This is a genomic window from Halanaerobacter jeridensis (genome assembly GCF_016908315.1).
GTDB lineage: Bacteria > Bacillota > Halanaerobiia > Halobacteroidales > Halobacteroidaceae > Halanaerobacter > Halanaerobacter jeridensis.
In genome coordinates this window covers 185666-208258 of record NZ_JAFBDQ010000006.1, presented here as the reverse complement: position 1 = coordinate 208258, position 22593 = coordinate 185666, and the positions used below count along the sequence as shown (strand labels likewise).

21 protein-coding genes and 1 pseudogene are annotated in these 22593 nt (G+C 31.3%); 20 read left to right on the top strand and 2 right to left on the bottom strand.

Annotation, left to right across the window (positions count from 1 at the left end; translation table 11 throughout):
• Positions 1 to 20: 20 nt before the first annotated feature.
• A complete protein-coding gene (gene recQ, locus JOC47_RS07895) occupies positions 21 to 2123 on the top strand; it encodes a DNA helicase RecQ (RefSeq protein ID WP_204701518.1) in 2103 nt (700 codons plus the stop codon).
• A gap of 23 nt (positions 2124 to 2146) precedes the next feature.
• Here recQ and JOC47_RS07890 read toward each other — a convergent pair whose 3' ends face one another.
• Complete coding sequence (locus tag JOC47_RS07890; RefSeq protein ID WP_204701517.1) at positions 2147 to 2338, bottom strand: hypothetical protein; 192 nt, start codon at positions 2336 to 2338, stop codon at positions 2147 to 2149.
• 163 nt (positions 2339 to 2501) lie between these two features.
• Between JOC47_RS07890 and recD2 the strand changes: the two genes are divergently transcribed.
• The gene (gene recD2 / locus JOC47_RS07885) at positions 2502 to 5075 is read left to right on the top strand and encodes an SF1B family DNA helicase RecD2 (RefSeq protein WP_204701516.1); all 2574 of its coding nucleotides are present in this window, start codon (positions 2502 to 2504) and stop codon (positions 5073 to 5075) included.
• 300 nt (positions 5076 to 5375) lie between these two features.
• Here recD2 and JOC47_RS07880 read toward each other — a convergent pair whose 3' ends face one another.
• Entirely contained in the window at positions 5376 to 5855 is a 480-nt protein-coding gene (locus tag JOC47_RS07880) for a hypothetical protein (RefSeq protein WP_204701515.1), read from the bottom strand.
• Between the two features lie 167 nt (positions 5856 to 6022).
• On the opposite strand from JOC47_RS07880, the gene JOC47_RS07875 reads away from it, so the two are divergent.
• From JOC47_RS07875 to JOC47_RS07795, 18 genes and pseudogenes are all read left to right on the top strand, one after another.
• Positions 6023 to 8620, top strand: coding sequence for an RICIN domain-containing protein (locus JOC47_RS07875; protein ID WP_204701514.1), 2598 nt, complete (start codon positions 6023 to 6025; stop codon positions 8618 to 8620).
• A gap of 137 nt (positions 8621 to 8757) precedes the next feature.
• A complete protein-coding gene (locus tag JOC47_RS15695; protein ID WP_275579392.1) occupies positions 8758 to 8880 on the top strand; it encodes a hypothetical protein in 123 nt (40 codons plus the stop codon).
• 42 nt (positions 8881 to 8922) lie between these two features.
• Positions 8923 to 9408 (top strand): annotated as a pseudogene (locus JOC47_RS07870) (glycoside hydrolase family 5 protein); the annotation flags it as partial.
• A gap of 215 nt (positions 9409 to 9623) precedes the next feature.
• Entirely contained in the window at positions 9624 to 10151 is a 528-nt protein-coding gene (locus JOC47_RS07865; protein WP_204701512.1) for a macro domain-containing protein, read from the top strand.
• Between the two features lie 27 nt (positions 10152 to 10178).
• On the top strand, positions 10179 to 10445 hold the full coding sequence (locus JOC47_RS07860) for a ferritin family protein (RefSeq protein WP_204701511.1): 267 nt from the start codon (positions 10179 to 10181) through the stop codon (positions 10443 to 10445).
• Entirely contained in the window at positions 10430 to 10717 is a 288-nt protein-coding gene (locus JOC47_RS07855) for a VIT1/CCC1 transporter family protein (RefSeq protein ID WP_204701510.1), read from the top strand. Before JOC47_RS07860 ends, JOC47_RS07855 begins: the two co-directional genes overlap by 16 nt.
• Before the next feature lie 22 nt (positions 10718 to 10739).
• The gene (locus JOC47_RS07850; protein ID WP_204701509.1) at positions 10740 to 11282 is read left to right on the top strand and encodes an NUDIX hydrolase; all 543 of its coding nucleotides are present in this window, start codon (positions 10740 to 10742) and stop codon (positions 11280 to 11282) included.
• Between the two features lie 97 nt (positions 11283 to 11379).
• Entirely contained in the window at positions 11380 to 11598 is a 219-nt protein-coding gene (locus JOC47_RS07845; RefSeq protein ID WP_204701508.1) for a hypothetical protein, read from the top strand.
• A 191-nt stretch (positions 11599 to 11789) separates the two neighbouring features.
• Positions 11790 to 12737, top strand: a complete 948-nt coding sequence (locus JOC47_RS07840; RefSeq protein WP_204701507.1) for a DUF6263 family protein — start codon at positions 11790 to 11792, stop codon at positions 12735 to 12737.
• A 162-nt stretch (positions 12738 to 12899) separates the two neighbouring features.
• Entirely contained in the window at positions 12900 to 13955 is a 1056-nt protein-coding gene (locus JOC47_RS07835; protein WP_204701506.1) for an outer membrane protein assembly factor BamB family protein, read from the top strand.
• A 132-nt stretch (positions 13956 to 14087) separates the two neighbouring features.
• The gene (locus JOC47_RS07830) at positions 14088 to 14915 is read left to right on the top strand and encodes a DUF3307 domain-containing protein (RefSeq protein WP_204701505.1); all 828 of its coding nucleotides are present in this window, start codon (positions 14088 to 14090) and stop codon (positions 14913 to 14915) included.
• Between the two features lie 102 nt (positions 14916 to 15017).
• Positions 15018 to 15623: a TetR family transcriptional regulator gene (locus JOC47_RS07825; protein ID WP_204701504.1), complete on the top strand. Its 606-nt coding sequence runs from the start codon at positions 15018 to 15020 to the stop codon at positions 15621 to 15623.
• A 98-nt stretch (positions 15624 to 15721) separates the two neighbouring features.
• On the top strand, positions 15722 to 16864 hold the full coding sequence (locus tag JOC47_RS07820) for an alpha-amylase family glycosyl hydrolase (RefSeq protein ID WP_204701503.1): 1143 nt from the start codon (positions 15722 to 15724) through the stop codon (positions 16862 to 16864).
• A gap of 81 nt (positions 16865 to 16945) precedes the next feature.
• On the top strand, positions 16946 to 17959 hold the full coding sequence (locus JOC47_RS07815; RefSeq protein ID WP_204701502.1) for a diguanylate cyclase: 1014 nt from the start codon (positions 16946 to 16948) through the stop codon (positions 17957 to 17959).
• A 165-nt stretch (positions 17960 to 18124) separates the two neighbouring features.
• Positions 18125 to 18454 (top strand): STAS domain-containing protein, encoded by a 330-nt coding sequence (locus tag JOC47_RS07810; RefSeq protein WP_204701501.1) that lies wholly within the window; start codon positions 18125 to 18127, stop codon positions 18452 to 18454.
• 14 nt (positions 18455 to 18468) lie between these two features.
• Positions 18469 to 20577: a glycogen debranching protein GlgX gene (glgX, locus tag JOC47_RS07805; protein ID WP_204701500.1), complete on the top strand. Its 2109-nt coding sequence runs from the start codon at positions 18469 to 18471 to the stop codon at positions 20575 to 20577.
• Positions 20578 to 20599: 22 nt separating this feature from the next.
• Complete coding sequence (locus JOC47_RS07800) at positions 20600 to 21013, top strand: ATP-binding protein (protein WP_204701499.1); 414 nt, start codon at positions 20600 to 20602, stop codon at positions 21011 to 21013.
• Positions 21014 to 21032: 19 nt separating this feature from the next.
• Entirely contained in the window at positions 21033 to 22343 is a 1311-nt protein-coding gene (locus JOC47_RS07795) for a PP2C family protein-serine/threonine phosphatase (RefSeq protein ID WP_204701498.1), read from the top strand.
• Positions 22344 to 22593: the final 250 nt, after the last annotated feature.

The following is a 22593-nucleotide window of genomic DNA, read 5'->3' as shown; positions in this document are numbered from 1 at the left end:
ATTGGTATTGGAGGGGCAACATGTTAGAAAAAGCACAGCAAATTTTAGAAGATTATTTTGGCTATCAATCTTTTCGACCAGGCCAAAAAGAAATCATAGATAATATTTTAAAAGAGAAGAATACATTAGGAGTAATGCCGACAGGGGGCGGAAAGTCAATTTGTTTTCAAATTCCTGCTCTTTGTTTTTCGGGAACGACAATTGTCTTTTCACCTTTGATTTCGCTGATGAAAGACCAGATTGATTCTTTGCATGCAGTAGGTATTGAAGCTACATTTATTAATAGTTCTTTAGGGAGTAAGGAAATTGAAGCTAGGATTAGGCAGGTTCAAACAGGACTTTATGATTTAGTATATATTGCTCCAGAACGACTGCGCTCAGAGCGCTTTGTAGAGTTGTTAGATGCAATTGAAATTTCCTTAGTAGTAGTTGATGAAGCTCATTGTATTTCACAATGGGGGCATGATTTTAGACCAGCTTATATGTTAATTTCTAGCTTTGTTGATGGATTAGCTGATGATACAACAGTAGCTGCTTTTACTGCTACTGCAACGGAGGATGTAAGAAAAGATATTAATGATATTTTAAATGTAGAAAAATCTTTTGTGACTAGTTTTGATCGAGATAATTTAACTTTTAAACTAGTTAAAGGTGAAGATAAACGAGATTTTATTGAGGAATATGTTAAAAAAAATAGTGCTGAAGCGGGAATTATTTATGCTGGGACTAGAAAAGAAGTTGAGCAATTACATTCTTTTTTAGAGGAAGAAGGATTTGCGGTAGGTAAGTACCATGCTGGATTGAGCAAAAAAATGAGAAAAGAAACACAAGAGAAATTTTTATATGATAAGATTAAAATTGTAGTAGCTACTAATGCTTTTGGTATGGGCATTGATAAATCAAATGTTAGATATGTAATCCATCATAATATGCCTCAAGATATAGAATCTTATTACCAAGAAGCAGGTCGGGCAGGTCGAGATGGTGAAGCTAGTGAATGTGTATTGTTATTCGCTCCTGGTGATGTGAGATTACCTAAGTATTTTATTAAACAGTCTAATTTATCGACTAAACGCAGGACCTTGGCCCATAATAAATTGCAAAAAATGATTGATTATTGTTATACAGGTAGTTGTTTACGAGGTTATATTTTAGATTATTTTGGGGAAGAAAATCCACCAGAGGATTGCGATAATTGTAGTAATTGTGAAACGGAGCAAGAACTAAAAGATATCACTGTGGCTGCTCAAAAGATATTATCCTGTATTTATCGTATGGAGGAGCAGTATGGAATTACTAAAGTAGCTAGAGTATTAGCAGGCTCAAAAGCAAAAGGAATTCTAGATTTAGGGCTTGATCAAATTTCAACTTATGGAATTATGAGTGAATATACAATTAAAGAACTTAAAAACTTAATTAAATTTTTAGTAGCAGAACAATATATTGATTTAACAGAAGGTAAATATGCAGTTACTAAATTAAATGATAACTCTTATAATGTATTACAGGATAAAGAACAGGTGTTGCAGAAAGTAAGAAAGCAAACAAAGCAAATTACTAATACTAATCAATTATTTGATAAATTGCGTGATTTGAGAATGGAAATTGCTACTGAAGAAGGAGTTCCCCCATTTATTATTTTTCCTGATAGTGCCTTGCGTGATATGGTCGATAAATTGCCAGCTAATAACAAAGAAATGTTAAAAGTAAAAGGTGTGGGAACTACTAAGCTTAAAAAGTATGGGAAAGAATTTATAGAAAAAATTAATGAAATTACGAATAGAGGAACAAGTTCTAAAGATAGTATCGTAGTTAATAGCGATAAAAGTTTTGTGAAAAGCTATAAATTATATCAACAGGATAATTCTTTAGCAGAAATAGCTGAGTTAAGAGATTTAACTGTCAATACTGTTCAAAAACATATGTTGAAAGCAGCAGAAAAAGGATTAGAAATAGATTTAAAATTCTTTGTACCTGAAGAATATCAACAGGTGATTTTAGAAGAAATAAAAGATAGAGAAGATACAAGGTTAACTCCAATTAAAGAAGCGGTTCCTGATGAAGTTAGTTATTTTCAAATCAGAGTGATGAGGTATCAATTTTTAAATAATGAGGCTAAGTAATTATTACTTAGCCTCATATCATTTTAATCAGATAATCCCAGTTTATCAGCAACTTCATTAATGATTTCTTTATCGCCTGGGATGTAGGATCTGCGGTCTATAATATCATTTGTTCCGACTGATATTTCATCAGCATTGAAGAGAGAATCTCTGTCGGATAGTAAATCTTCTAGTTCGTTATTGTTTAATGGATAACCTAGTTTATCAAATGGCATTTAAATTCCTCCCTTGATTTTATTTTATCCAATTGTAAAAGAAAAATTGTAAAATTATAATTGTAGTTCAGGTAAAAATTAATAATGATAGATGAATTTTTTGATTTAATGAAGGGAATATTATATAGTTATAGTATGATTTACATAGTTAGGGGGTTCATCTATGATTGAAGGACGAATTAATAAAATTTATTATGAGAAGAATGATTTTTATATATTTTCAATTGTCAGAGAAAATCATGAACAATTAACCTTAAAAGGAAATATAAGCGGAGAGCTAGCTAATAAAATAGAAGCAGGCAATGTGGTTAAGACTACTGGACAAAAGCAGTGGAATGATAAATATAAAAACCATGAAATTAGGGTTAATAATAATAATCTTGAAATTGAGGAACAAGGAGCAGCAGAAGAAGAACTAGAAATTATTGAGGGTGAAGTGAGTAGTATTGTTTATAAGGATGATGGGTTTAATGTGTTTAAGATTGATACCGAGGATTATGAAAAGGATTTTACTTGTGTTTCTAGCTCACCAGTCTTTATTGGAACTCAACTAGAATTAAAAGGTTATTTTGAAAAGAATGATTATGGATTGAATTTTAATGTAGTGCAAAGTAAAGAGTTACCTTTTTCAGATAAGCAGGCTTTGATTCATTTTCTTAGTTCTAAATTTTTCAAAGGGATCGGAGAACATTTTGCTAATAAGATTGTAGATAGATTTGGTTTAGATACTTTGGATGTACTGCGCGAAGAACCACAGCGACTGCAGAAAATTTCTGGGATTGGTACTAAAAGAGCAGCGACTATTATTGAGTCTTTTAAAGAAAAAATGAAGATTAAAGAAGTGATTAAGTTTGCAGTAGAGTATGATATTACTGAAAATATGATTTTTAAACTATATGAGAAGTATGGTAAAGAACTGATAAATTTATTACAGCAGAATCCTTATTTAATTACTGAGTTAAGGGGCATTGGATTTAAAAAGGCAGATGAAATTGCTCAAGAAATTGGGTTAGAAAAGGATAGTAATTATCGGATTAATAGTTTTTTATCCTATTATTTATCTTCGGGAGCTGGTGGACATACTTATTTTAAATTAGAGGAATTAGTAGAGACAATAGAAGAAAAGTTAGATTTAAGTAATGCTTTTAATCAGGTTTTAAAGGCTTACTATGAATTTGAGGAGATTACTTATACTGTACAGGAAGAAGATGAGATAGTAACTAAGAAATTTAGCAAAGACTTTGTGTTATTTACGGAAGAGGATTTGGAGCCTTTAGATGAAACTGAGCAGCGAGATTTTAGTTTGTTGGCCCAGCGTGAAGAATTATGTGTAGCTACTACAAAGAGTTTTCAACAAGAAATTGATATTTATCATAAATTGAAGACAATCAATTCTAGTTCTACTTTATCTAATTTAGAAAAAGAACAAATTGAGCACTTAATTCAAGAACAGGAACAAGAACAAGGGTTTCAGTATGCTAGGCAGCAGCGGGAAATATTAGAGCAATGTTTAGAAGAGGAATTAGTTGTTTTAACTGGTAAAGCAGGGACGGGAAAATCCACTGTCTCTAAAGGAATTATTCAGATGTTTAGTGAAAATGGAGATAAAGTGCTTAATTTAGCTCCAACAGGGAAAGCTGCTAAAAGAATTATTGAGGTGACTGATAAACAAGCCCATACTATTCATAGTGCCTGTTATAATCTTGAATTCAGTAACTATGATGTAATAATGGTTGATGAAGCGGGAATGTTATCAACTGCTGTAGCTCAAATGTTATTCAAAAGATTAAATCCTCAGCATACTCTTGTTTTAATTGGTGATGTAGCTCAAATACCACCTGTACAGCCGGGGAATATTTTTAGAGATATAATTAATTTAATTATTAATAAGCAAGTTGCTGGTTTGTTTGTTGAATTAGATGAAATTAAGCGTCAAGATAGTGATAGTCATATTGCTTCAGTCTGTAATAAAATAGCTGAAGGAACTAATCCAGGTAAGATTAATTATCCAGATATTAAATCAGTAAAAAAAGATAACGAAGAAATATTAGATTTTATTAAGCGTTTAATCAAACATGAATTAGAAGAAAAAGAGTCAGATTTTAGTGATTTACAAATAATTAGTCCCCAATATAATGGGATTGTAGGGATTAATGCTATTAATGAAATGATTCAAGAAAAATTTAATGAACAGAAAACATTAATCGATACTAAATATAAAAAGATAAAAAAAGATGATAAAGTAATGCAGACGGTTAACTTAAAGGAATTAGATATTGTAAATGGTGATACGTTAAGAGTGCTGCGGACTGAAGAACAGGCTAAAGAGGATGATGCTTTAGAGCGAGAAGGAAGTTCGGGAAAAGAAGAAGTAGTAGTTTGTAAATTAGATAATGGTTTAGAAAGTAGAATTATAAATTATCCTCGGGATGAGTTTATTAAGTATACTACTTTAGCTTATTGTTGTTCGGCTCATAAGATGCAGGGTTCTGAATATCCAATAGTGGTTTATGTGTTATCAACTTCACATTATATTATGCTGAATAGGAATTTGCTATATACAGGATTAACTAGAGGGAAGCATAGGGTTTATTTGGTTGGTCAGGCTAAAGCATTTCATATGGCTTTAAATAAAGAGGTGAACCAAACTCGAGATACTATTTTAGATTTGATTAAAGAACATCAAATTCAGTTTAGCCCTCAGAAACAAGGATATATCCAAGCCCAAATAGGATAAATAAAACAGGTTATTTATTTAATTGAAAAATATTCATTATAGACTTGACTCTTCCTATTTAAATTGGTAAAATATTGTTATAAAACAAAATAATAGTTACTAAAGCTAAGAACTACAATTTTTAATTGGCCACCTGAATTGTAGGGAGCTAATGGTGAACCCACTTTCTAAAAGAAAGTGGGTTTTATTTTTTTGCTCTTGTTTACATAATATTACAATAAATACATTTTTATTAAAAAAGGGTGGTTTTATAGCATGAAAGGAAGAAGGGTTCTGACTATTTATTTTTTAGTTAGGTTATTAATTATTTTCAGTATTTAAGTCTAAACTTTGCTGAAAATATTTCATTAATAATCCTAAAGTTATACCAAATGCTAAGGCAGCACTAATATCTAGTAATAAAATATTAACTGGTGAAATATTAATTACAGATTTAATATTAAAGAATGAACCCAAAACAAGCAAAATAATATTGGTACCCAGACCTAAAGTAATTCCCTTAATAATTGGAAAGCGATAATTAGTAATGAGCAAAATATAAGAAAGAATAATCCCTGAAACTGAGGCAAAAAAGAGATGATTAATAAAACCTGCAGTGATTTCTAAAAAACTATCAGCTTTGTGATGAGTAATTACCATATATGAAAAGTCAGTTGGTCTAATCTTTAAATATTTCAAATAATAAATAGGATAATTAATTAATTCCATGATAATACCTGCAATTGTCCCTGCCAGACCACCTCTGATTAATGGATCCTGCAATAATTTTTGTAGATTCAAATTTAATCGCTCCTTAAATCATTTATGATTAGTATGTGAATAGTTACAAATTATAATTACGTTTAAAATCAAAATACTATTGGTGAAATTTGTAAAACCCTATTAGGAGTTAATAAGTTTTAGTAAAACTGGTGGGAATTAAATTATAAAAAAATGGGGGGGTAGATATGAAAAAATTTAGGTTGCTAAGTCTCATTTTAATTTTATTGTTGAGTATATCATTGTTGGGTTGTTCTGAAATGTCTACCGAAGGACAACAGGCGTACAATGTTTCAGGAGTAGTAGAGGATCAAAGCGGACAAAGGATTGTTGGTGCTAAATTGAATTATCAGAATTTACAGCAATCAGGTGTGGTAAAGACGAATGAGGCAGGAAAATGGCAGATAAATAATTTAAACGGTCCGACCAAAATTACTTTAGAAGCAACTTCAGATCTAAAATCTCAAGTTAAAGAAGTTACGGGTGCGACTACTAATCTCAAATTCACCCAAGGTATTACCCAGTATGACTCATCTCAAATTAAAATTATTAAACAAGCTTCTACTTTAAATCATTTATTAAAAGTAACAGACAATAGTTTGATATTCACGCAAATGCCAGTAGAGTTAAAAGGTTTAACTTCTAAAGAAATAATTGGGATTAAAGAAACAAATCTCACTCCTAATGGTTTAGTCAGAGAAGTTGAAGCTATAACTAAAAAAGATGATAAAATAATAGTTGAAACTACTAAGCTCAGCAAATTTATTCCCTCAAGTGGGGTTAATAATAATTACCTTTCTGCATCTGTAGCTAATCAAAGTCTAACTCTTAATCTTCCTCCAAAAATTAATACAGAAAAAACGCTAACACTAGAAGGTACGACTGCTAATCGAAACTTATGGTTTGGTGGTATTTATCAGATTGTGTTTAAAGTTGATGGTAATAATGTTGGAACTGCTTATCCTTCAAATGGTAGTTATAGTTTTGATTATCAATTTCAAACTGTTGGCGATAGTATAGAAGTTACAGCAATTGCTTATGATATTTGGGGGCGTAAAATAAGTAATGTTAAGAAAACAATTGTTGTTTCTGGAGGAAATAATAATAATCAAGATACAACTGAAACAGTAACTACATTTACAGGAGATAGATATTACAAAATCATAGCTAAGCACAGTGGTAGAGCACTTGATGTTTCAGGTGGAAGTAAAGATGATGGTGCTAATATAAAACAATGGGATTATAAGGGATATGATAATCAACAATGGCGCTTTGAAAATGTAGGCAATGGATATTATAAGATTGTAGCGAAACACAGTAATAAAGTACTTGATGTAGAGTATGGGCGTATGTCAGAAGGAACAAATGTTCAACAGTGGGAGTATAAGGGATACGATCATCAGCAATGGCGTTTAGAGAAAACTGGAAATGGATATTACAAAATTATAGCTCAACATAGCGGTCAAGTGCTTGATGTAGCAGGTGTTAGTACAGATAATGGAACAACTGTACATCAATGGAGCTATGTTGGTGGGGAAAATCAGCAGTGGAAGATTGAAGAATTAAATTCTGATAATGAAGATAATTTTGATGATGGTAATAACGATTCTAATGATGATTATAATGATGAAAACAATAATACTACACAAGTAGTTAAGATTGAAGCAGAAGATTATGAATATATGTCTGGAATAGAAACAGAAAATTGTAGTGAAGGAGGGCAAAATGTAGGCTGGATAAATAACGGTGATTGGTTATCTTATAGACTTAATCTAGCAACTTCAGGACAATATAAAGTAGAGTATCGAGTGGCAAGTAATGGTGGTGGCGGAGTAATTAATTTAGAACAAAATTCTGGCCGAAGATCATTAGGAAGGGTAGATGTACCACATACAGGAGGATGGCAGAATTGGCAGACCATATCTCATGTTGTTAATTTAGAAGCTGGACAGCAGAGTTTTGGGATTGGTGTTCCTGATGGTGGATATAATATTAACTGGATTAAATTTAGCAAAATTGATGGTCAGCATGATGATAACAATGATGACCATAATGATAATAATGGACAATGGAGACTTGTGTGGAGTGATGAGTTTAATTATCATGGACTACCTGATTCTAGTAAATGGGGTTATGATGTTGGTGCTGGAAAATGGGGTAACAATGAATTACAGTACTATACAGAAAATCGTTCGGAAAATGCTCGGGTTGAAAATGGTAAATTAATTATCGAAGCCAGAAGAGATTATTATGGAGGTAGAGATTACTCTTCCGCTCGTCTAGTAACGGAAAATAAAGCTGATTGGAAGTACGGACGAATTGAAGTAAGAGCAAAGTTGCCTAGTGGACGGGGAACCTGGCCTGCAATTTGGATGTTGCCAACTGATTGGGTTTATGGAGGATGGCCTGACAGTGGAGAAATTGATATTATGGAGCATGTAGGCTATAACCCGACTAAAATTTATGGTACTGTGCATACAGCAGCTTATAATCATATGAAAGGAACTCAAAAGAGTGGTAATGTTGATGGCGGAAGTTGGGAAAGTTCTTTCCATACTTATGCTATCGACTGGTATAGAGATAGAATTGATTTCTTTGTAGATGATAATCTTTATTATTCATTCTCTAAGCATGGTGGATCAGCAGAATGGCCTTTTGATCAACGTTTCTATTTAATTTTAAATATTGCAGTAGGCGGTGATTGGGGTGGAGTCGAAGGAGTTGATCCTAATATTTGGCCTCAAAGAATGGAAGTGGATTATGTGCGAGTGTATAAACAAAATTAGTTCATAAATAAGAGTGAACTAGATGTCATCTAAAAGTTAGTAATAAATAGTAAATATGATTTTTAGATGGCATCAATTTTTACTTTTAGCTAGATGAATTGCAATAAATAATTATCTATAGATACGGGGGGCCAACTATGAAGAACAATAAAATATGGATTGTGTCGGTAATTTTATTGTTGCTTTTTTCTGTAGTAGGTTGTTCTGATGATGGTCAGGGCCAAGGAAAATATAGTGTGTCAGGGATAGTGCTAGATTAGTCAGACCAAGGAATTGCTGATGCTAAATTAAGCTATCATGGAGTAAATAACGAGCCATTGCAAGTACCATGGGGCGAAGTAAAAGGATACGCTGAGCAGGTAATTCCTGTTATTAGAAGTCATTCTGATAATTTGATAGTAGTGGGAACTCCAACTTGGTCACAAGATGTTGATAAAGCAGCAAATAATCCAATCAATGCCCATAATATTGCTTATACCCTACATTTCTATGCTGGAACTCATGGACAATATCTCAGAGATAAAGGTAATTATGCAATGAGTAAAGGTTTAGCTCTATTTGCTACAGAATGGGGTACAGTCAATGCTAATGGTGATGGTGGAGTTAACTATGGTGGTACAGAAGAATGGTTAAATTGGATGGACCAAAATAATATTTCTTGGTGTAACTGGTCAATTCATGATAAGAATGAAGGAGCAAGTATTTTCAACCCGGGAGGTAGTCTTTCAGAATCAGGGAAATATCTAAAAGATATTTTACATGGTTCAGCACCTTATGCTCCCTGGCGCTAAAGAGAAGATTAAAAGTTAGGAAATGAAAATTAAAATGATAGATTTTATTTAAGTGGTTTAGTATGACTAGACCACTTGTTTATTTATTACTTAGTCACTTATGACTATAAAATAAAAAAACAATAAAAAAAGGAACTAAATTATATACAAGTAATTAATGATATATAAGCTAGAATTTTATTTTTTATCAAAGTAATAATGGAGGTATTATAATGAATGAGAAAATTGCGGGAGTAAATTTGGAAATAAAACAAGGAGATATAGCTAATCAGTCTGATATGACTGCTATAGTTAATGCTGCTAATGCCCAATTAAAAACCGGTGGAGGGGTTGCTGGAGCTATTCATCGTCAAGCAGGACCAGAATTAGAAAAAGCGTGTCGCCCATTAGCACCTATTGAACCAGGAGAAGCAGTGATTACTAAGGGTTATAATCTACCTAATGATTATGTAGTTCATTGTTTAGGCCCCGTTTATGGGCGAGATAAGCCAGAAGATAAGTTATTAGCTAATTGCTATAAGAATGCTTTAGAATTAGCTGAAGAAAATAATATAGCTTCGATTGCATTTCCGGCTATTTCTACAGGAGCTTTTGGTTATCCACTGCGGGAAGCTACCAAGATTGCTGTCAAGAGTGTAGTGAATAAGGCACAAGATCTAAAAAATATTGATAAAGTTAGATTTGTGATATACACTGATAATGATTTGCAAGTATATCAAGAAATTATTAAAAATATCTAGTTAGTTATGATTAAAGGGAGGGGTAATATGGCAAAATTACCAAGTAATATTAGACAAAAAATAAAAGAATCACAAAAAGATGAAATTACTGAATATCATATCTATTCTAAATTAGCTGAGATAGTTTCTGATGAAAAGAATAGTCAGATTTTATATGAAATTGGTCAAGATGAATTAGAACATTATAATTTTTGGACTAATAAAATGGATCAACAAGTAAAACCTATTCTTTTTCAATGGCGGCATCTGAATATTTATCTGAAAAGTCAGAGGGAAAAGTGGAAACTGCTTTAACATCATCTTTATATACTGGTTTAGCCTATGTTTTTACAGTAGTAGCCTTAATAATTCCATTTTTAATTACTAGTAATTATTTGTTAGCCTTAGGTAGTACTTTAGTTGTTGCTGTCTTAATTATCTTTTTCTTTAATTATTATGTCTCAGTAGCTAAAGATTATTCTTTTAAGAAGCGTTTTACAGAAATGGCTGTATTAAGTATAGGAGTAGCTTTGATTAGTTTTATCATCGGCTATCTAATTCGAGTTACTTTAGGAGTAGAAATTTAAAATTGAAGGAGTGATAAATCTAATGAATAATTTAACTGAGAAGACTTTAGGGGTTGAAGATATTTATCAAGGGCAGGTAGTAAATCTAAAAGTGAAAGAAGTTGAATTGCCAGATGGTCAAATAAGTACTAGAGAAGTAGTAGAACATAATGGAGGAGCAGTAGTTATTCCTTATCATCAAGGGCAAGTAATTTTGATTAAGCAATTTAGAAAAGCTGCAGAAGAAGTATTATATGAACTTCCAGCTGGTATGTTAGAAGAAGATGAAGAACCTTCAAATTGTGCGCAACGAGAACTTGAAGAAGAGACTGGGTATAGAGCTACATCGCTTGAAAAAGTATCTCAATTTTATACTAGTCCTGGTTTTACAAGTGAAGAATTACATCTTTATTTAGCAACTGATTTAACTGAGTATGAACAGCAAATGGATGAGCATGAATTTGTAGAAGTAGAAGAAATCTCCATAGAAAAAATAGAAAAGAAATTAGCTAGTGGTCAATTTAAAGATGCTAAGACAATTATTGGTTTGCAATATTTATTACAAAATTATAAAAAAATAAAATAGTAAATTAAAAATATTAATTTCTCCTTGCAATGACCAGAAAAAAATGTTAGACTATTAGTAACAATAATTATTATCAGTTAATAAGGGAGGAATTAATATGTTTAAACAGAATTATTATGCGCAAAAGAGTGCTAGCCATGATTTTTATGGAGAGAATAAGGTCAATAATAATGAGGTGATGTCTTCTTATTATGCTGGATTAGAAGCTAAGCATAGAGAAGATTATTATAAGACAGTGGGCCTTAATAATGAAGAAGATTGTTATACTGGATGTCAAATTGAACTTAACTATAATAACGTAGCAGTTTCTATGTAGTTAATAAATAAAAAATTCATGTTGGATAAATATAAGTACTTACTAACTGAGTCTATTTAGGCTCAGTTTTTCTTTTGGAAAATATTAAAAAAATTGACTTTAAAGTCCTAACAGGATAAAATTATAAATGAGAGAAAAGATAATCTTTTAAAGTGTGGTTGAGTCACGAAATAAGAGAAGGAGTGGATTAGATGAGAACTAAGAAATTAGTATTAATTTTAAGTATGATAATTGGCTGTTTATTTATTTCTGTGTCAGGAGTTGCCCAGCAAGAACATGATTTAAGCTTAGATTTAAAATTAGGGCAAAGTTATAATTTAGAAATAAAAGCAGTACAGCAGATTCAACAAGATTTTTTCGGTAATCAAATGACAATCAAACAAAATTATAACAGTAAAAATAATTATCGGGTTAAAGCTATTGATAAAGAAGATAATTATATCTTAGCTGTAAAGTATGATGATTTAAATTTGCAAATACAAGAATTAGGTGGGAACTTTGGTGGAGTTCAAGAGAATCAATTTAAAGCTAAATTTAATAATAGTATGAGCAAAGCAACTAAGACTATTTTAGACCAAGAATTTACGATGAAGATTTCTCCTCAGGGAGAGTTGATTGAATTAAAAGGATATAGAGAACTTTTATCTCGGTGGCAATCTGCAGTTAAGAAATATCAAAAAGAAAACGATTTAATGATGAGATCAGGAATTGAAAATTTTTTTGATGAAAGATTTATGAAACAATTGTGGAAGAATCTTTTAGCTTATATTCCCCAACAGTCAGTAAAAGTAGGTGATAGTTGGGAAAGTAATTTTAAATTAACTGCTCCGTTATCAACTACTATTAATAATAAATATATTTTAGAGCAAGTAGGAAAGAAGCAAATTATAATTGCTACTGAAGCTCCAATAAATATTAATGATTTAGAATTAACTCAATTGCAAGGACAGGGGGTTTCCTATAATTTAACTGGTCAACAACAAGGGCAATTAATATTAAATCCGGATAGTAATTGGATTCAGGGGGGGAAGCTAAAATTTGATGTATCAGGAACAATGGAAGTTGAAAATTCGATGCTTGAACAAAAATTATCAATGCCGGTAAGTAGCTTTATAGATATTACATTAAATACTTATTAACTATAAGTCATTTGTGAGGTGTAGCCTAATTATTAGTTGGTGGTACATCTTTTTTTAAACTATCTATTTCCAAAAAAATACTTTTAATACTTTAAATAACTGGTAATTAATGGTATAATTTATTTAGTAAAAAGGGTAGCCTTTAAAGAGTGAGGTGAAAGTATGATAATTAAATGGAAATATGAAAGTAAAGGTAGAATTGAAGCGGGGGCAGCAATAGATAATGATACTATTTATATAGGTGATAAGCAGGGTTTTTTATATGCAATTGATACCTCTGGACAGTGTAAGTGGAAGTTTGATAGTGGAGGAGAGATAATTTCTACTCCGGTAATTGCTAACAATGGTGATATTTATATAAAAGTTAATAAATTAAATGATTATCAATTACAAGCAGTTACAGCAGCAGGGAATTGCAAATGGCAGTTAAGTGTAGGTCTAAGTGGGAAAGATAGTCCAGCAATAGGAAAAGAGGGCACAATTTATTTAGAGGGGTTTAAGTTGCATGCTATTAGTCCTGAAGGGCAACAACTATGGGCAGTAGAGTTGGATGCTGGAAATATTAGTAGTGCTAGTCCAGTAATTGATAAGCAGGGTATAATTTATGTTCGTAGTGACCAGCAGCCAAAGTTATATGCTGTGAATAAGAGGGGCCGACAAAAGTGGCAGTATAAGCTTAGTGAGGGAAGCTTTTGGGGAGATGCAGTAATTGACCAGCAAGGGACTATTTATGTTGGAAGTTCTAAGTTACATACACTTAATCAAGAAGGTCAAGAAAAATGGAATTATACACCTCAAAAGTGGATCACATCTAATATAGTGTTAGGGAATGATACTATCTATTTTGGTGCAGGAGAAAAATTATATGCTGTTAATCGCAGTGGAAATTTAAAATGGAGTTTTAAGACTGCTGCAGATATATTGAGATCACCAGTTTTAGCTAATGATGATTTGATTTATGTAGTGAGTGATAAATTATATGTTTTAAATAAACGAGGAAAAAAAGTAAAGGAATTAGAGACTGGTGACTTTCTAGGGGAAGCAGTGCTTGATAAAGAAGGGACTATTTATGTAGGTAGTGGTAATCAATTATATGCAGTTAGTGATCAAAATGGTGGTTTAGCTGATAGTCCCTGGCCAGTAGTAGGACAAAATTTAAAACATACTAGTTGCAATACTGATTTTTATAGAGAAGAGCAGGTAGCTTTAGATAATTAAATAATCTTTTTCAATCAGCCGCTAATAATACGGCTGATTTATTTTATTGTAAAAGATTGTTTTAATTGCTATAATAATAATATAAGATAATAATTTCTAATTCTATTAAAATTCACAAGTGAGGTGAGTTATATGTCTGCTAAAATAGTTATTTCTTTGTTAATATTAGGACATTTGTTAAATGATTTTGTACTGCAAAGCCGTCATGTTGCTTATAATAAAGGAGAAGATATTAAATTATTAATCCAACATTGTGTATCTGGAATTGTAGTTTCTATTATTTTGACTTGGTATTATTTATCTTGGTGGCTGATTGGAATTGAAATTTTAATTTATGTTTTTCATTTTGTGATTGATGGTTATAAGACTAAATTAAGAGAATTGAATTGGGGAATAGTAACGGAAGTGAGATTATTTATAATTGATCAATTAGCCCATTTAATAGTTATTACTGCTACTTATCCCTTATTAAAATTAGCTAATATAAGTTTAGAACCGTGGGGCGAATTCTTTAATAACCAAGTTTTATTTAGAATTTTTCCTATTTTTGATACCTTAAATTTAGGACAGAAAGATTTGTATATTATGATATTAACAATTATAGCTTATGTTTTTGTTTGGCGACCAGCTTCATTTTTAGTAGATAAAATTTTGCTTAACTTAAAAGAATATGCTAGTGAAGACGAAGAGGAACACAATCTGAGAGAATTGATTGCTAAGTTAGAAAGAACTATATTGTTGACTTTAGTTTTGAGTCATAATTTTCTCGGATTAGTTATAGTATTTGCTGCTAAGTCAGTAGCTTGTTTTGATAATTTCAGCAAAAAAAGTTTTGCTAGCTATTATATAGTAGGAAGCTTGTCTAGTTTGTTGATTGCGATAGTAATCGGTACTTTATTGAATTTAATTATTTATTTAGAAGGATATCAGGCCCGTTTCATAATTTATAAACTTTTTTAACATTTTATGGAAAAAGGCTTGACTTTTAACTAATTTTTTAAGATAATTAAAGTAGGATAGAAAAAGAAAAAAATTCCAAGAGATAAGATTAAGTTATACGGAGTGATTATTATTAATAGTAAAGATAGAATTTTAGATGTAGCATTACAGTTATTTATTCGTAATGGTTATCGTGGAACTTCTCTCAATGATATAGCTGATCAAGCTGGATTGACTAAAGGAGGAGTCTATCATTATTTTTCTAGTAAAGATGATTTATATTATCAAGCTGTAAAACGTTTCTTTGATTTTAGTCAACCTGGCTGGTTAGATAATACCGATGTGGAGATTAAAGAATTAATTTGGCAAGGTTTTCAATCAATTAAAGATCGTAAAAAGTGGATTAAAGATTTAGTAGGTGTAGATAGTAATGATGCTATTCTTCATTTTTATATGTTTTTATATGATGCAACGCGAAGATACCCAGAACTGCAAAAAGATATTGATCAACATGATGAAGCTAAACGTAAAAAATTGGCTAAAGTTTTTAGACAAGCTCAGCAAGAGGGTAAAATCAGAGAGGATGTTAACCCTGAAGTAATTGCTTTTGAGTTAGATGCTTTATTACAACAATTAGAATATTTAAGTTTTGTTAATCCTAATATCTATCAAGATTCGAATATGTATCAAAGATTATTTGATAATTATTGGTTGCGATTAAAAAAATAAATTTTTTGCTAAAAACATACCAACCGGTAGGTATCGAATTTTGTTGAAATTTGGTATTTTTTAAAGTTGTTGCTAATAATTTGGAGGAGGAGTTAAAAATGAAAACCATGATGCAGGGATTTTATTGGAATTGTATGCGTAATCTTGAAACTAGCTGGTATCAATTAATGAATAATCGAATCCCTGAATTAAAACAGGCTGGAATTGATATGATTTGGTGTCCTCCCCCCTCGTTAGGAATGGACAAGCGGGGTATGGGTTATGATATTAAAGAACATTATAATTTAAATAGTGCTTTTGGTAGTCAGGAAGAATTAAAAGAATTAATTAATAAAATGAAAGAATATGAAATTATGCCTGTAGTAGATACTGTTATGGCTCATATGATTGGTGGTTTTAAAGAATATAACCCTTATTATGAAGATATAAAATATAAAAGAGCTTATAGTTATACTAATTTTCCTGAGCCAGAATTCCCTAAAAACTACCAACATTTTTGTCGTCAATGTGGAGACTGTGAAAAAATGGAGAGTGACTTTGGAGAGAAAATTTGTCATTATGCTGATAATGCTTATATGAAAGAAGAATTAATCAATTGGGGTCACTGGTTGAGAAATGAAATAGGATTTGTTGGTTTTAGATTGGATTATGTGAAGGATATTAAAGATAAGTTTATCAAAGAGTGGACAAGTTCTGTAGAGTCAAAATTTGTAGTAGGGGAATATTGGAGCGGCAATAAAGAAGTACTTCAACAATGGGTCAATAATACTAATACTAAAGCTTTTAATTTCCCTTTGTTTTATGCTCTTAAAGATATGTGTAATAATCCGCAGAATTTTGATATGCGGCAGTTACAGGAATATCAATTACCACAGACCGTTTCTTTTGTTGACAATCATGATACTGATCGTGATGAACCAATTATTTATGATAAGAAATTAGCTTATGCTTATATTTTATTGTTTACAAAAGAAACATGTATTTTTTGGAAAGATTATTATAATTATAAATTGCAAGATGACATTAATGAATTATTAAAAGTTCGTAAGCAGTTAGAAAAACCTTTAGAAGTTGAGTATGCTGACCAAGATTTGCTAGTAGGTAGAGGTTTAGGAGTTAAAGTTTATATTAATAAGAGTAAGACCCAAAAACAGTATCAAAATAAATTGATTGAGTCACGAGATTATGAAGTTAATAGAAAAAAACGCCATTTATTCTTAACCCAAGAGTATGCTAATTGATATTTAGTGCCTAATTGATTATAATTAACATAAACAACTAATTTTAATTAATTATTTAATATGTACTAAATTCAAGTGGGGGTGATAAGGATTAGTTATAATGATTTAGATAAAGAAGAACTAGTAGTTGCTTTAGAAAACAAAGATGAAATTATGGATAAATTAGAAGAAAAATTAAAAAATTATCAAGAAATAAGTTTATATAAGAATAAATTTATTAAGGATACTGAATTAGGGAAGATATTCAAACAGATCCCAGCTGGATTATGTATTACTAATGATGAGGGATATTTTGAATTAGTTAATCCAGCTTATTGTGAGATATATGGATATTCAGAACAAGAGTTATTAGGGCAACATTTTAGTATGGTAGCAACAGAAGAGAATAAAGAAAAATTAACAAAGTTGCATGATCGGTTTATAACTGGCAAATCTGAATTGCGTGGTGAATGGGAAGTAGAAGATAAAGAAGGACAAAGAAAAATTATTTTAGCTGATGCAGTTAGAATTCAAGGACCTAATGATAACTATAAAAAAGTTACTTTTGTAATTGATATCACCGAACGTAAAAAAATAGAAGAAAAGCTAAAACAAGCTAATCAAAAGTTACAAGAAAAAGCTGTAACGGATGGATTAACGGGGTTGTATAATCATAAAGAAATTATCAGAAAATTAAAACTAGAAGTAGAACGAGCTACTAGATATAATTTAAATTTAGCTGTAATGATGGCTGATATCGATGATTTTAAAGATATTAATGATAGCTATGGTCATCAAAAGGGAGATGAAGTTTTAGAAAACTTGGCTCAACAATTAAAAAATATGACTCGACAAGAAGATATTATAGGTAGATATGGTGGAGAAGAATTTATAATCGTTTTTCCCCATACTGATGTCGAAAATGCTTTTGAAATAGGAGAAAGAATTAGACAGACTGTTGCTAAGCAAACAATTGCAGATGTAGAATTTACAATTAGTATAGGTATAGCTGATTTGAATTCTGATTCCCACCAGAAATTAATTAAAGATGCGGATTTAGCTCTGTATCAAGCGAAAAATTCTGGAAAGAATAAGGTAATTAAATCTAAAAAATAGAAAAAAATATATTTCAAGAAAACCTTTTCTTTCATTTTAGCTATTTATATTGCAATTAAGTAAAATGTCGAATATTAGCTTTACATGTAGAATGATAAAATATATAATGAAGAAGTACAACAGTTTATTATAGTTGCTAATCATTTGAATTGTAGGTGATGATATATGAAAATAGAAGTTGAAAAAAAAGACAATATAAAAATTATTCGTTTGATAGGTGACTTAGATGGGACTTCTGCGCCAGAAGTAAGAGAAGAAATAATTTCGCATATTAATGATAATAGTAAATTAGTTTTTGATATGAGTCAGTGTGAATATATTTCTAGTGCTGGCTTAAGGGTATTATTAATTATAGCTAAAAAACTAAAAGCTAAGGGCGGTCAAGGAGTTCTAGCTGGTTTAGTAGAAGAAGTGAAGGATGTGATGGAAATAACTGGATTCGATCATATGCTAACTAGTTATGAAAGTATTGATACAGCTATTAATAGTCTATAGGAAGGAAGATAACTATGGAACGTGTAGATAATTATCCAACTCATGAATATCAAGGATTAAAACTAAGACGAGGACATCCCTTACCTTTTGGAGCTACTTTAGTTCCAGATGGTGGGGTTAATTTTTCTATTTTTTCTAAACATGCTGAAGATTGTGAATTAGTTTTGTTCGAGAAAGGAGCTAAAGAACCATTTGCCGTAATTCCTTTTCCGGATGAATTTAGAATTGGGGATGTCTATACAATGATAGTGTTTGATCTTGACTATGAAAATATAGAGTATGGTTATCGAATGGACGGACCTTATGATCCCCAAAGAGGACATTTATTTAATAAAGAGAAAATCTTATTAGACCCCTATGCTAAAGCAATTGGAGGACGAGAAGTCTGGGGGGAAGAGCCAGATTATAGTGATGATTTTCAACATCGAGGTCGGATTGTAGACCATGATTTTGATTGGCAGGGAGAGCGTCCATTAGAAAAAGATATGGAAGATTTGGTTATTTATGAGGCACATGTGCGGGGCTTAACTAAACATCCTTCATCTGATGTGAAACACCCTGGTACTTTTGCTTCCATTAGAGAAAAGATACCATATTTAAAAGAATTAGGTGTTAATTGTATTGAATTATTGCCTATTTTTGAATTTGATGAATTTGAGCATTCCCGAATTTCTCCTGAAACCGGAGAACGGTTAATGAATTATTGGGGTTATAGTGCAGTAGGTTTTTTTGCTCCTAAGGCTGGTTATGCTGCTACTGGTAAGTATGGTATGGAAGTTGATGAGCTTAAAAACTTAATTAAAGAACTGCATGAGAATGGCATAGAAGTGATTCTTGATGTAGTCTTTAATCATACTGCTGAAGGTAATGAACGGGGGCCCTATATATCTTATAAGGGAATAGATAATAAAACTTATTATCTATTGACTCCACAGGGCTATTATTATAACTTTAGTGGTTGTGGTAATACTCTAAATTGTAATCATCCCGTAGTTCGTAATATGATTTTAGATTGTTTACGTTATTGGGCTTCTGAGTATCATATAGACGGATTTAGATTTGATTTAGCTTCTATTCTATCCCGAGACCAAAATGGACATCCTATTCCTAATCCTCCCATTATAGAAACTTTGGCTGAAGATCCTATTTTAGGTAATTGTAAATTGATTGCTGAGGCTTGGGATGCTGCTGGTTTATACCAAGTTGGTTCTTTCCCTTCAGGTAGTAGATGGGCAGAATGGAATGGAGAATATAGAGATGCAGTCCGTAAGTTTATTAAAGGTAATGGAGATGTAGCTGGGGAAATTGTACAAAGAATTGAGGGTTCGCCGGATATTTATGGAGAACGAGGTCCAACTGCTTCCATTAATTTTATTACTTGCCATGATGGATTTACTCTCAAAGATCTAGTTTCTTATAATCATAAACACAATAAAGCTAATGGAGAAAACAATTTTGATGGTACTAATAATAACAATAGTTGGAACTGTGGAGTTGAAGGAGAGACCGATGACCCTCAAATACAACAATTAAGAACTAAACAGATGAAAAATGCGATCACTATTTTATTATTGAGTCGCGGTGTTCCGATGATTTTGTCTGGGGATGAGTTTGCTAATACTCAGTTTGGTAATAATAATGCTTATTGCCAAGATAACGAAATTTCTTGGCTTGATTGGGATTTATTAGAGGAAAATGATAATATTTTTAATTATTTCAAGTCAATGATTGAATTTAGGAAACAGCATCCTGTATTAAGAACTGATCATTTTGATACTGATTATAATCGTACTGGATATCCTGAAATATCTTGGCATGGTTTGAATTTATGGGAATTTGATCCCTCAGCCTCCACTTTGACTATGGCGGTATTATTTGCTGAACCGAATGATAAATATGATACAGAAAGTGACCAATTTATTTATGCTGCCATTAATATGCATTGGGAAATGCATGGTTATGAATTGCCTAATTTGCCGCGCAGTAAGGAATGGCATTTAGTAGCTAATACAGGTATGGAGCAACCAGAAGACATTTGGTCTGCTGGTAATGAACCAAAAATAGATAGCCAAGATGAAGTATTAGTTGGACCACGCTCGATAATTTTATTAGTGGCAAAATAATTTTGGTGAAGGAATGATTAAAGTGCCCAGTATAAAATTACCGGCTACTATAGAAAATTTAGATCGGATGTTAGAATTTGTTGTTAATGGAGTTAATCATTTTGAAATTGCGACTGAAAATTCATTAAAGAAGTTGAGATTAGTTTGTGAAGAGATGTTAACTAATATTATTGATTATAGTTATCCTAAGCAGACAGGAGAAGTAAAAATAATATATAAGGTCGTAACTGAAGAGAAAAAAGTAATTATTAAGATCATTGACCACGGGGTGCCTTTTAATCCAGTTGAATATAAAAAGCCTAATCTATCTGCTTCGATTGAAGAACGAGATATTGGTGGCTTAGGGATTCACATTGCTAAAAGAATTGTGGATCAAATGAAATATCAACGCAACGAAGAACAGAATGTTTTAACTATAGTGAAATTTATCAATTGAACTTCAGAAGGTGATCTCTATGAAAAATAAAGAAATTGTGTTTGATTTTAATGAAGAAACAGATAATGTAGAATCAAAGTCATTATTTGAAGAAAAGAGCGGACAACTAAAATTTGCTGCTTCTGAAGGAAAGAAAGAGTTAATGATGCAAAGCCCGTGGAAAGTTTTAATCGTAGATGATCAAGAAGAAGTACATCAAGTAACTGAAATGGTATTAGATGATTTTGAATTTCAAAACCGAGGAATTAAATTTATAAGTGCTTATTCAGCAGCAGAAGCTAAAGATATTATCGCCACTGAAGATGATATAGCAGTTATTCTTTTAGATGTGGTGATGGAAGAAGATAATTCAGGATTACAATTAGTTAAATATATTAGAGATGAATTAGAAAATAATTTAGTTCGAATTATATTGCGAACTGGTCAACCAGGAGAAGCACCGGAAAAAGAAGTAATTAAAGCTTATGATATTAATGATTATAAAGAAAAAACTGAATTGACTTCTAAAAAATTATATACTACTTTGATGACTTCTTTACGTTCTTATCAAGGGTTAAAACAGTTAGCTGAAACTACTGCTGCTAAAAACAGAATTGAAAGTGAATTGAATGTAGCTACTAAAATTCAATCTAATATGTTGCCTAAAGATTTTCCTCCGTTTCCTGAACGTAAAGAAATTGATATTTTTGCCAGTATGACTCCAGCTCGTCAAGTGGGCGGCGACTTATATGATTTCTTTTTTATTACTGAAGATAAATTATGTTTTGTAATTGGTGATGCTTCAGGTAAAGGGGTTCCAGCAGCTTTATTTATGGCAATTGCTAAAAAATTAATTAAAACAGAAGCTTTAAAAAACATTCCTCTAGAAAGAATTCTCTATAATGTGAACAATGCTTTATGTCGAGAAAATGGTGAATTATTGTTTGTAACAGCTTTTATTGGAATTTTGAATGTAAAGACAGGTAAGTTAGAATTTATTAATGCGGGACATAATGCGCCTCTTATTGGACGAGATAAGTATTGGGAATTTTTAGATGTAAAAAGTAATTTTATTTTAGGAATAACTAGTGATTATAATTATCAAAAGCAGAGTTTATATTTAACTTCTGATGATATTTTATTCCTTTATACAGATGGAGTTACTGAAGCAATGAATGAGCAAGAAGAACAATATTCTTATTTGCGCTTAAAAAAAGTTTTAGAAGGAATAAAAACTACTGATGTAAGTATTATAGAAAATAAAATTAAAGGTGATATAGAAGAGTTTGTAGCTGAAAATTCCCAATCTGATGATTTAACAATGATTGTATTGAAATTTAATGGGACATAAGAGTTTATTTAATATCCAGTTGTTAGATTCACCTTAATTAGTATTAGTCTACCACAAATTGATAGCAAGATGTATGGGAGTTATTAACAATAAGCTAATATCGAATTAGCTTATTGCTGCCACAGGGCAGAGCCACAGTGGTTATTTGCGTTTGAATTTGTTTTTTGATATAATAAATGTAATAGTACAAATAATTTTATAATTTTATAAGTCTCATTAAGCTAACCCAGAAAGTTGTTTTTTAAAATTG

What these genes read in the sequence shown, in the direction of transcription:
- JOC47_RS07820 (WP_204701503.1), top strand. Translation starts at nt 15,722, where the DNA reads ATGAAAACCATGATGCAGGGATTTTATTGGAATTGTATGCGTAATCTT.
- JOC47_RS07845 (WP_204701508.1), top strand. Translation starts at nt 11,380, where the DNA reads ATGTTTAAACAGAATTATTATGCGCAAAAGAGTGCTAGCCATGATTTT.
- JOC47_RS07795 (WP_204701498.1), top strand. Translation starts at nt 21,033, where the DNA reads ATGAAAAATAAAGAAATTGTGTTTGATTTTAATGAAGAAACAGATAAT.
- recQ (WP_204701518.1), top strand. Translation starts at nt 21, where the DNA reads ATGTTAGAAAAAGCACAGCAAATTTTAGAAGATTATTTTGGCTATCAA.
- JOC47_RS07850 (WP_204701509.1), top strand. Translation starts at nt 10,740, where the DNA reads ATGAATAATTTAACTGAGAAGACTTTAGGGGTTGAAGATATTTATCAA.
- glgX (WP_204701500.1), top strand. Translation starts at nt 18,469, where the DNA reads ATGGAACGTGTAGATAATTATCCAACTCATGAATATCAAGGATTAAAA.
- JOC47_RS07830 (WP_204701505.1), top strand. Translation starts at nt 14,088, where the DNA reads ATGTCTGCTAAAATAGTTATTTCTTTGTTAATATTAGGACATTTGTTA.
- JOC47_RS07840 (WP_204701507.1), top strand. Translation starts at nt 11,790, where the DNA reads ATGAGAACTAAGAAATTAGTATTAATTTTAAGTATGATAATTGGCTGT.
- JOC47_RS07865 (WP_204701512.1), top strand. Translation starts at nt 9,624, where the DNA reads ATGAATGAGAAAATTGCGGGAGTAAATTTGGAAATAAAACAAGGAGAT.
- JOC47_RS07810 (WP_204701501.1), top strand. Translation starts at nt 18,125, where the DNA reads ATGAAAATAGAAGTTGAAAAAAAAGACAATATAAAAATTATTCGTTTG.
- JOC47_RS07860 (WP_204701511.1), top strand. Translation starts at nt 10,179, where the DNA reads ATGGCAAAATTACCAAGTAATATTAGACAAAAAATAAAAGAATCACAA.
- JOC47_RS07835 (WP_204701506.1), top strand. Translation starts at nt 12,900, where the DNA reads ATGATAATTAAATGGAAATATGAAAGTAAAGGTAGAATTGAAGCGGGG.
- JOC47_RS15695 (WP_275579392.1), top strand. Translation starts at nt 8,758, where the DNA reads ATGAAGAACAATAAAATATGGATTGTGTCGGTAATTTTATTGTTGCTT.
- JOC47_RS07890 (WP_204701517.1), bottom strand. Translation starts at nt 2,338, where the DNA reads ATGCCATTTGATAAACTAGGTTATCCATTAAACAATAACGAACTAGAA.
- recD2 (WP_204701516.1), top strand. Translation starts at nt 2,502, where the DNA reads ATGATTGAAGGACGAATTAATAAAATTTATTATGAGAAGAATGATTTT.
- JOC47_RS07875 (WP_204701514.1), top strand. Translation starts at nt 6,023, where the DNA reads ATGAAAAAATTTAGGTTGCTAAGTCTCATTTTAATTTTATTGTTGAGT.